10 protein-coding genes are annotated in these 9,348 nt (G+C 57.4%); 2 read left to right on the top strand and 8 right to left on the bottom strand.

Features of this window, described 5'->3' with window-relative positions; translation table 11 throughout:
- Positions 1–168: 168 nt before the first annotated feature.
- The 4 genes from dapB to grpE form a co-directional block, all read right to left on the bottom strand.
- Positions 169–972: a 4-hydroxy-tetrahydrodipicolinate reductase gene (gene dapB, locus AC1DSG_RS22705; RefSeq protein ID WP_477792889.1), complete on the bottom strand. Its 804-nt coding sequence runs from the start codon at positions 970–972 to the stop codon at positions 169–171.
- Between the two features lie 10 nt (positions 973–982).
- Positions 983–2,107, bottom strand: a complete 1,125-nt coding sequence (gene dnaJ, locus AC1DSG_RS22710) for a molecular chaperone DnaJ (protein ID WP_477792890.1) — start codon at positions 2,105–2,107, stop codon at positions 983–985.
- Between the two features lie 295 nt (positions 2,108–2,402).
- Entirely contained in the window at positions 2,403–4,319 is a 1,917-nt protein-coding gene (gene dnaK / locus AC1DSG_RS22715; RefSeq protein ID WP_477792891.1) for a molecular chaperone DnaK, read from the bottom strand.
- A gap of 102 nt (positions 4,320–4,421) precedes the next feature.
- Positions 4,422–4,988 carry a nucleotide exchange factor GrpE gene (gene grpE, locus AC1DSG_RS22720; RefSeq protein ID WP_477792892.1) on the bottom strand — a complete coding sequence of 189 codons (567 nt, stop codon included), beginning with the start codon at positions 4,986–4,988 and terminating at the stop codon, positions 4,422–4,424.
- 241 nt (positions 4,989–5,229) lie between these two features.
- On the opposite strand from grpE, the gene recN reads away from it, so the two are divergent.
- Positions 5,230–6,903: a DNA repair protein RecN gene (recN, locus tag AC1DSG_RS22725; protein ID WP_477792893.1), complete on the top strand. Its 1,674-nt coding sequence runs from the start codon at positions 5,230–5,232 to the stop codon at positions 6,901–6,903.
- A 75-nt stretch (positions 6,904–6,978) separates the two neighbouring features.
- On the opposite strand, the gene fur is transcribed toward recN, so the two are convergent.
- Positions 6,979–7,383 (bottom strand): ferric iron uptake transcriptional regulator, encoded by a 405-nt coding sequence (gene fur / locus AC1DSG_RS22730; protein ID WP_003197684.1) that lies wholly within the window; start codon positions 7,381–7,383, stop codon positions 6,979–6,981.
- A gap of 97 nt (positions 7,384–7,480) precedes the next feature.
- On the opposite strand from fur, the gene AC1DSG_RS22735 reads away from it, so the two are divergent.
- The gene (locus AC1DSG_RS22735; protein WP_477792894.1) at positions 7,481–8,002 is read left to right on the top strand and encodes an outer membrane protein assembly factor BamE; all 522 of its coding nucleotides are present in this window, start codon (positions 7,481–7,483) and stop codon (positions 8,000–8,002) included.
- Between the two features lie 60 nt (positions 8,003–8,062).
- Here the strand turns inward: AC1DSG_RS22735 and AC1DSG_RS22740 are convergent, their stop codons facing one another.
- The 3 genes from AC1DSG_RS22740 to AC1DSG_RS22750 form a co-directional block, all read right to left on the bottom strand.
- On the bottom strand, positions 8,063–8,377 hold the full coding sequence (locus tag AC1DSG_RS22740) for an RnfH family protein (protein ID WP_477792895.1): 315 nt from the start codon (positions 8,375–8,377) through the stop codon (positions 8,063–8,065).
- Positions 8,370–8,804, bottom strand: coding sequence for a type II toxin-antitoxin system RatA family toxin (locus AC1DSG_RS22745; RefSeq protein ID WP_477792896.1), 435 nt, complete (start codon positions 8,802–8,804; stop codon positions 8,370–8,372). Before AC1DSG_RS22745 ends, AC1DSG_RS22740 begins: the two co-directional genes overlap by 8 nt.
- Positions 8,805–8,811: 7 nt before the next feature.
- A partial coding sequence (locus AC1DSG_RS22750) for an SLC5/6 family protein (RefSeq protein WP_477792897.1) occupies positions 8,812–9,348 on the bottom strand: 537 nt, incomplete at its 5' end.

Consider the following 9,348-nt stretch of genomic DNA (forward strand, 5'->3'; position numbering starts at 1 on the left):
ATTAATTCTGCGCGCTTTTAGTGGACACACTAAAGCTGTAGCTTACAGAAAAAGGCATTTTTGGTCTACCGCCAATGAGCCCGAAAGGCTGGAGAATGCGACAGGTCGTCGCTTGGCGGGGTAAAACCGGGTTCAAACGCAGGGCTTGAACCCGATTTCGGGCGCATCTTAACGCAGATCGAGCACGTCTTGCATGTCGTAAAGGCCTGGCTCACGACCATCCAGCCACAACGCAGCACGCACCGCGCCCTTGGCGAAGGTCATGCGACTGGACGCCTTGTGCGTGATTTCGACACGCTCACCGTCGGCAGCGAACAGCACCGTGTGATCACCCACGATGTCACCGGCACGCACGGTGGCGAAGCCGATTGTCTCGCGAGCACGAGCGCCGGTTTGGCCTTCACGACCATAAACCGCCACTTTCTTCAGATCACGCCCCAGCGCATCGGCAATCACTTCACCCATACGAACGGCGGTGCCGGACGGCGCATCGACTTTGTGCCGATGGTGGGCTTCAGTGATTTCGATATCGACATCATCACCCAACACGCGAGCAGCCGTGTCGAGCAACTTCAGACAAAGATTGACGCCGACGCTGAAGTTGGCGGCGAAGACGATCGGAATGTCCTTGCCCGCTTCGGCCAGCAATTGCTTCTCTTCAACGCTGAAACCGGTGGTACCGATAATCATCGCCTTGTGATGCTTGCGACAGAACGCGAGATTCTTCAGCGTCACCGTCGGGTGTGTGAAGTCGATCAACACGTCGAACTCGTCAACCACCCGATCCAGATCACCCGACAATGGCACGCCGATACGACCCAGCGCAGCCAACTCACCGGCATCTGCGCCAACCAGCGAGCTGTCAGGACGATCAATGGCAGCCGTCAGACCGGCACCAGGAGTTTGCTGAACCGCTTCGATCAGGGTTTTGCCCATGCGCCCGGCGGCGCCCATCACTGCAATACGTCGCATGCCTGTCTCCTTACAAATCGCCGAAGAAGCGCTTCACGCCTTCAAACCAACCGGTGGTTTTTGGCGAATGGCTGTTGTCGTCCGCCAGGGAGCTGCGGAACTCCTCCAGCAATTCACGCTGACGACGCCCCAGGTTGACCGGGGTTTCGACCGCCACACGGCACATCAGGTCACCCGCACCGCCGCCGCGCACTGGCGCAACGCCTTTACCGCGAACGCGGAACTGCTTGCCGGTCTGGGTCCCCTCGGGGATTTTCAGTTTGACTCGACCATCGAGGGTCGGAATCTCCAGCTCGCCGCCCAGCGCCGCATCGACAAAGCTGATCGGCACTTCACAGAACAGGTGCTTGCCGTCGCGCTGGAAGATCGCGTGCTCGCGCACATTGATCACCACGTACAGGTCGCCCGTCGGCCCACCCTGAGCGCCCGCCTCGCCTTCGCCGGACAGACGAATGCGGTCACCGGTATCGACACCGGCCGGCACCTTCACGGAAAGGGTTTTGTACTCTTCGACACGACCTTCGCCGTTGCAGGAGTTGCACGGATCGGAAATGATCTTGCCCTGGCCGTGACAGCGCGGACAGGTTTGCTGCACCGAGAAGAAACCTTGCTGCATGCGGACCTGACCGATACCGCCACACGTCGGGCAAGTGACCGGCGAGGAGCCTTTCTTGGCACCCGAGCCGTCGCACGGCTTGCAGTTGACCAGAGATGGAACACGGATATTCACGGTGGTACCGCGCACCGCCTCTTCCAGATCCAGTTCCAGGGTGTAACGCAGGTCGCTGCCGCGCTGGGCACCGCCACGGGAACCGCCACGACCGCCACCGAAGAAGTCACTGAAGACATCGCCAAAGATGTCAGAGAAGTTCTGACCACCGAAACCGGCACCGCCGCCACCCATGCTTGGGTCGACACCGGCATGGCCGTACTGGTCGTAGGCCGCGCGCTTGCCGGAATCGGACAGCACTTCGTAGGCTTCGTTAGCCTCCTTGAACATCTCTTCCGACGCTTTGTCATCGGGATTACGGTCCGGGTGGTGTTTCATCGCCAGGCGACGGTAGGCCTTTTTCAGGTCCGCCTCGCTTGAGCCACGCTCAACACCCAATACTTCGTAATAGTCACGCTTTGCCATAAGTCTTTGCACTCTTGAGGACGTCCGGCAAACCTCTCCTGAGCCTTGCCAAACTCGTTGAGCCCCAATACAGGCCCGGACCCAACTCACGTCAATTCAACGATCCTGGTCTTTGATTCATTGCGGTACTTTCGGCTCGAAAAGCAGGAGCATTCCCGGCCATACCCAGCATCCGAGCGCTGTCGCATGCTGTAAAAATTCGCTAACTCCAGACACGCCAACGCGGGAGCAAGCTCCCGCGCGGCGACATCCTACCAGTCACCGCCTGAAGGCAGTCAACCGGGCGACCAACAACTTACTTGTGGTCTTTGACTTCTTCGAACTCGGCATCAACAACGTCGTCAGCCTTTTCAGCTTTTTCGTCGTGCGGTGCCGCGCCTTCAGCAGGCTGGGCCTGTTCGGCGTACATCTTCTGCGCCACTGGAGCAGAGACTTTCGACAGCTCTTCAACCTTGGCTTCGATTGCAGCTTTGTCGTCGCCTTTAACAGCGGCTTCCAGAGCAACAACAGCCGCTTCGATTGCAGTCTTCTCTTCGGCGGTCACTTTATCGCCAGCGTCAGCGACCATTTTGCGCGTCGAGTGAACCAGCGCATCGCCCTGGTTGCGAGCGGTTGCCAGCTCTTCGAACTGGCGATCTGCGTCGGCGTTGGTTTCAGCATCGCGAATCATCTGCTGAATCTCTTCCTCGGACAGACCGGAGTTGGCCTTGATCACGATCGACTGAGTCTTGCCGGTGGCCTTGTCTTTGGCGCCTACGTGCAAGATGCCGTTGGCGTCGATGTCGAAGGTCACTTCAATTTGTGGCACGCCACGTGGTGCTGGTGGAATCTCGGCCAGGTCGAACTTGCCCAAGGACTTGTTCTGAGCCGCTTGCTTACGCTCACCTTGCAGCACGTGAATGGTCACAGCGCCTTGATTGTCATCGGCAGTCGAGAACACTTGCGATTTCTTGGTAGGAATCGTGGTGTTTTTCTCGATCAGCGCGGTCATCACGCCACCCATGGTTTCGATACCCAGGGTCAGCGGGCTGACGTCCAGCAGCAGAACGTCTTTCACGTCGCCAGCCAATACCGCGCCCTGGATAGCAGCACCCATGGCAACAGCTTCGTCCGGGTTCACGTCTTTACGAGCTTCTTTACCGAAGAACTCGGTCACCAGCTTCTRAACCAGTGGCATACGGGTCTGACCGCCAACCAGGATTACGTCGTTGATCGCGCCAAYGTCGATACCGGAGTCTTTCAGAGCGATGCGGCAAGGTTCGATAGTGCGTTGAACCAGGTCTTCTACCAGCGCTTCGAGCTTGGCGCGGGAGATTTTCACGTTCAAGTGCTTAGGACCGGTAGCGTCTGCAGTGATGTACGGCAGGTTCACGTCGGTCGACAGAGCAGACGACAGTTCGATCTTGGCTTTTTCAGCGGCTTCTTTCAGGCGCTGCATGGCCAGCGGGTCACCTTTGAGGTTCATACCGCTTTCTTTCTTGAATTCGTCAACGAGGTAGTCGATCAGACGAATGTCAAAGTCTTCACCGCCCAGGAACGTGTCACCGTTGGTGGCCAATACTTCGAACTGGTGCTCGCCATCGACTTCAGCGATCTCGATCACGGAAACGTCGAAAGTACCGCCGCCCAGGTCGTAAACGATCACGGTGTGATCGCCCTTCGCCTTGTCCATACCGTAAGCCAGAGCGGCCGCGGTTGGTTCGTTGATAATACGTTTAACGTCCAGGCCCGCGATGCGGCCGGCGTCTTTAGTGGCTTGACGCTGGCTGTCGTTGAAGTAGGCCGGAACGGTGATCACCGCTTCAGTCACTGACTCGCCGAGGTAGTCTTCGGCGGTCTTCTTCATTTTCTTCAGAATTTCAGCCGAAATTTGTGGCGGCGACATTTTCTGGCCGTTCACTTCTACCCATGCGTCGCCGTTGTCAGCCTTGGCGATTTTGTAAGGCACCATCTTGATGTCTTTCTGTACGACTTCTTCGTCGAACTTACGACCGATCAGACGCTTCACCGCGTACAGGGTGTTATGCGGATTGGTCACAGCCTGACGCTTGGCCGACTGGCCCACGAGGATTTCGCCATCGTTGGCATAAGCGATGATCGACGGCGTAGTACGCGCGCCTTCAGCGTTTTCAATAACTTTGGCTACGCCGTTTTCCAGCACGGAGACGCAGGAGTTGGTAGTCCCCAGGTCGATACCGATAATTTTGCCCATGTTCACTCTCCCGAAACTTTGGATTTGGTTGCCGCAGCAGTGGTGGCTAACTGCGGTAGCACTTAAACGCTTGACTTATAAATGGGGGCCTTGCGGCCAATTTCAAGCCTGCTCGTCAATCGAAGGCGAAACTGGTGCAGGGGCCTTGCTGACCACGACCATGGCCGGGCGCAGCAGGCGACCATTGAGCTGATAGCCCTTCTGGAACACCTTGAGCACGCTGTTCGGCTCGACATCGGCGCTTTCCTGCATGGCCATTGCCTGATGTTGAACGGCGTTGAACGGTTCACCATGCGGATCGATGGCTTCCAGCTGATAGCGCTTGAGGGTGTCCTGGAACATCTTCAGGGTCAGCTCGATACCTTCGCGCATTGGGCGGATGCTTTCGTCGTCCGGACTGGACAACTCCAGACCACGCTCCAGGCTGTCGACGATCGGCAGCAAATCGCCTGCGAATTTTTCCAGGGCGAATTTGTGCGCTTTTTCTACATCCTGCTCGGCGCGACGGCGGACGTTCTGCAGATCGGCGGCAACACGCAAAGCCTGATCCTGCGCGCCTGCCAGTTGCTCTTCGAGCACTTGTACACGAGCCGCCAGGTCTTCACCCGAAGCCGCGGAGCCCTGGTTGGCTTCTTGATTTTGCGTATCCACTGTCTGTTCGTCAGCCATAGATTTTCTCCTTTCAATTTCGTCCGTGAGCTCAACTCACGCTTCTGTCCCGGTATATGGGGCCGCAAAAATCAGCTTCAAGGGGTTTGTTGCGATTACCCCTACAAAAAGCACTGCATTGCGACTACCCGATGCACCAGGCATTTCGTCAGACCAAGCAAATCGAGCCAATAAAGGGCATTGTCAGGCGCAAATAAAACACTGTATAAATAACCAGACCTAAAGCCTGGGAGCGGCCTTTATGCTGGTGCACCTGTCCGTACATAACTACGCCATCGTTGAACACCTCGATCTCGAACTCGATCGCGGGATGAGCGTGATCACCGGGGAAACCGGCGCCGGCAAGTCGATCATGCTCGACGCCCTGGGCCTGACGCTGGGTGATCGCGCCGACAGTGGCGTGGTCCGCCCCGGCGCCGACAAGGCTGACATTCTGGCGACCTTTGACCTGGTCGATATCCCGGAGGCCAGCGCCTGGCTCGCCGAGCGCGACCTTGAAAGTGATGGCCCGTGCATCCTGCGGCGGGTGATTACCGCCGAAGGCCGTTCCCGCGGCTACATCAACGGCACACCCTGCCCGCTCGGCGACCTCAAAGCCCTCGGCGAACTGCTGATCGATATCCACAGCCAGCACGAACACCAATCGCTGCTCAAAACCGACACTCACCGCCGCCTGCTCGACGAGTACGCCGGCGCGACGGACCTTGCCCGCCAGGTACAACTGGCGGCCCAACGCTGGCGCCAGACCCGCCAGGAACTGGAACGCCTTTCCAACTCTGGTGACGAGCAACGCGCTCGCCATCAATTGCTCAGCTATCAACTCGAAGAGCTGGAGAACCTCGGTCTCGGTGAAAACGAGCTGGAGCAACTGGAACAGGAACACAAGAACCTGACCAACGCCGAAACGTTGCTTGGCATCTGCCGACAAGTCGTCGAGCAGTGCAGCGAAAATGATTCCGGTAATGTCCTGAACGCCCTGACTGCCAGCCTCAACCGCCTCTCAAGCGTCAACAACTCGATCGGCGCCCTGGGCGAAGCCAGCAGCCTGCTGACCAGCGCCCAGATCCAGGTTGAAGAAGCCGTCGGGGAGCTGAACCGCTTCCTCGATAACTTCGACGCCGATCCGGCGCGACTTCAATACCTGGAAGAGCGCCTGGATGCGATCTACACCATGGCGCGCAAACACCGAATCCAGCCGACAGAAGTCGCGGAGATGCAGCAGCGACTGCTGGATGAAATTGAAACCCTGAATGCCAACGATGAATCCATCGAACGGCTGAGCGATGAGCTAGCCTCTTATGCCCGTCATTATCAGGAGAAGGCGCGGGAACTGAGCGACTTGCGCCATCAAGCGTCGAGCAGCCTGGCCAGCGCCGTAGAACAAGAGATTCAACGATTGGGCATGCCCGGTGGTCGATTTACCATCGAGTTGCGCCCTAATAGCAGCGATGAGCTGCTGCCCAACGGCCTCGAGCAAGTCGAATTGTTGGTAAGCGCCAACCCTGGTCAACCATTGAAAGCCTTGGCCAAAGTGGCATCCGGCGGTGAGCTGTCGCGGATCAGCCTGGCGATTCAGGTGATCACCGCACAGACCTCTCGCGTACCTACCCTGGTATTCGACGAAGTAGACGTGGGTATCGGTGGCCCGACCGCCGAGATCGTTGGTCAGCTGTTGCGTCGACTCGGGGAGCGCGGGCAGGTGCTGACGGTGACTCACTTGCCGCAAGTGGCGGCGCAGGGTCACCAACATTTATTCGTGCACAAGGTTCGCGGCGAAGAGGCGACCCATACAGCCGTTTCCAAGCTGAGCAAGAATGATCGAGTGGAGGAAGTGGCGCGAATGCTGGGTGGCATCGACCTGACCAAGGAGTCCCTGGCGCACGCGAGAAAAATGGTCGTCACCGCAAAAATTTAAGAACGGCAGACAGCACGAAGGCGACCCTGGGGTCGCCTTCGTTCGTTTCGCGAATGTGAAATTCGCGCGACATGCTTACTTTTTCTTGCGTACGTACAGCACCAGATTGTGATCGACCATCTCGAAACCATACTTGTCGACGATGGCTTTCTGCAGGCGCTCGATTTCTTCGTCGAAGAATTCGATCACTTCGCTGGTTTCGACATTGACCATATGGTCGTGATGCTTGCCGTCATCCAGTTCGAAGACCGCGTGGCCTCCGTCGAAGTTGTGCCGCACCACAAGGCCAGCTGCCTCGAACTGAGTCAGTACACGGTAAACCGTGGCCAGACCGACGTCCTCACCAGCCTCCATCAGCGCCTTGTAAACATCTTCGGCACTCATGTGGCGCTGCTCGGCAGAGTCGAGCATTTGCAGAATCTTGACCCGTGGCAGGGTCACTTTGAGGCCTGCTTTGCGTAGTTCGCTATTTTCAACCATGGTCAGCTTTCTCGCGATGCTGCTTCGCAGCTTCTCTTAATGCGGGTATGATCGGCGTTTACGTTGTCCCAGCCAAGATAGTGGAAGTCGCCCACCGATGCAAAACACCAAGCTCTTGCTAACCAGTTTCACCTTTGTGGGACTGCTCGCACTCGCCGGTTGTTCATTCCCCGGGGTTTACAAAATCGACATCCAGCAGGGCAATGTCGTCACGCAGGACATGATAGACCAGTTACGCCCGGGAATGACCCGCAAGCAAGTACKGTTTATCATGGGTAACCCTCTGTTGACCGACACGTTCCATGCCGATCGCTGGGATTATCTGTACAGCCTGCAACCGGGTGGCGGTGAACGCCAGCAGGAACGCGTAACTGTTATCTTCAACTCAAATGATCAGCTTGTCAGCCTTTCTGGTGATTTCATGCCCGGTATGAGCCGCGATGAAGCCATTCTCGGCACCGACACGCCAATCAAAGAGCCAGTAGAACACCTCGAGTTGCCGAAACCCGAAAAACCGGTCAAGCCGGGCTCGTTGCTGGACCAGATCCAAAAGGATGTTGATGGTGTAGAAACCGTCCCAGTCCCGACGCCAGAACCTTTGAACACCTCGCCGCAATAATTTGCGACGCAATAAAAAACCCGGAATATCCGGGTTTTTTATTGTCCAGCGTTTAGCGACTCACTGATTCCGGGCTTTAGCCTCGGCCGCCTTGGCGGCACGCAACCGACGAACTTCCTTCGGATCCGCCAATAATGGCCGGTAAATTTCGATGCGATCTCCCGCCTGAACCGGATGCACCTGCGGGTCGGCAATGACCTTGCCGAATATCCCCACTGGGCAATTACCCAGATCCAGCTCAGGAAATTGAGCGCCTACCGTGGATCGGCGCAACGCTTCGCGCACCGAAGTGCCCTCAGGCACAGCGACCACCAGCAACACCTGACGATCAACGGCGGCATACACCACCTCGACCTTGATCACGGCCTCAACCATGAATCTGCTTGGCGCGCTGGCAGAACGCGTCCATCAGCGTGTTGGCAGCCTGATTGAACAAGGGCCCCAACGTCGCGCGAACAATCGGTCCGGCGTAGTCGAACGACAGGTCCAGACTGATCTTGCAGGCCTTCTCAGTCAGCGGCTTGAATGACCAGATGCCGTGCAATTGAGTGAAAGGGCCTTCTTCAAGATTCATTTCGATTGAATGGCCGGGCACCAGTGCGTTTCTAGTAACGAAATGCTGACTCAAACCACCCTTGGCCACCCCTACGCGGGCGCGCATGTGCTCAGGTGAACTCTCAAGCACTTCGGCGGCCGAGCACCATGGCAGAAACTCCGGATAACGCGCTACGTCGTTGACCAGGTCATACAGGGCCTGCGCCGGGTACGGCAGCAGGGCCGAACGTTGAATATGCGTCGTCATGTCAGCGTCACTTCCACAGCTGGGCGGCAAATACTACGAGAATGCCGATGGGCGCCACATAGCGCATCAAAAACAGGGACAAGCCAAACAGCATCGGGCTGCGGATCGACAACTCGTCGCGCACCGCTTCACGCCCCATGATCCAGCCTGCAAACACCACGAAACACAAACCACCGAGTGGCAACATGATCCGCGAGGTGAAGAAGTCGATCACGCCAAAGAAGTCCAGACCGCCAGCTGCGCCCCATTGGTAGAGGTGAAACATCCCGCCTTCGTTCACGAAAAACTTGGCTTCCTTCCAGATATTGAAGGAAAACACGGTGCCCAAACCGACGAACCAGCAGGTGAATGCCAACCAGAACGTCACCCAGGCGCGGCTGACCTTGGTGCGTTCAACCAGGTAAGCCACCATCGGCTCCAGCAGTGAAATCGCCGAACTCCAGGCAGCGACAGCGACCAGCACGAAGAACACTACGCCCATCAACTGGCCGAACGCTACGTTACCAAAGGCAAATGGCAGGCTGACAAACATCAGGCCAGGGCC

The organism is Pseudomonas sp. P5_A12 (genome assembly GCF_056400685.1).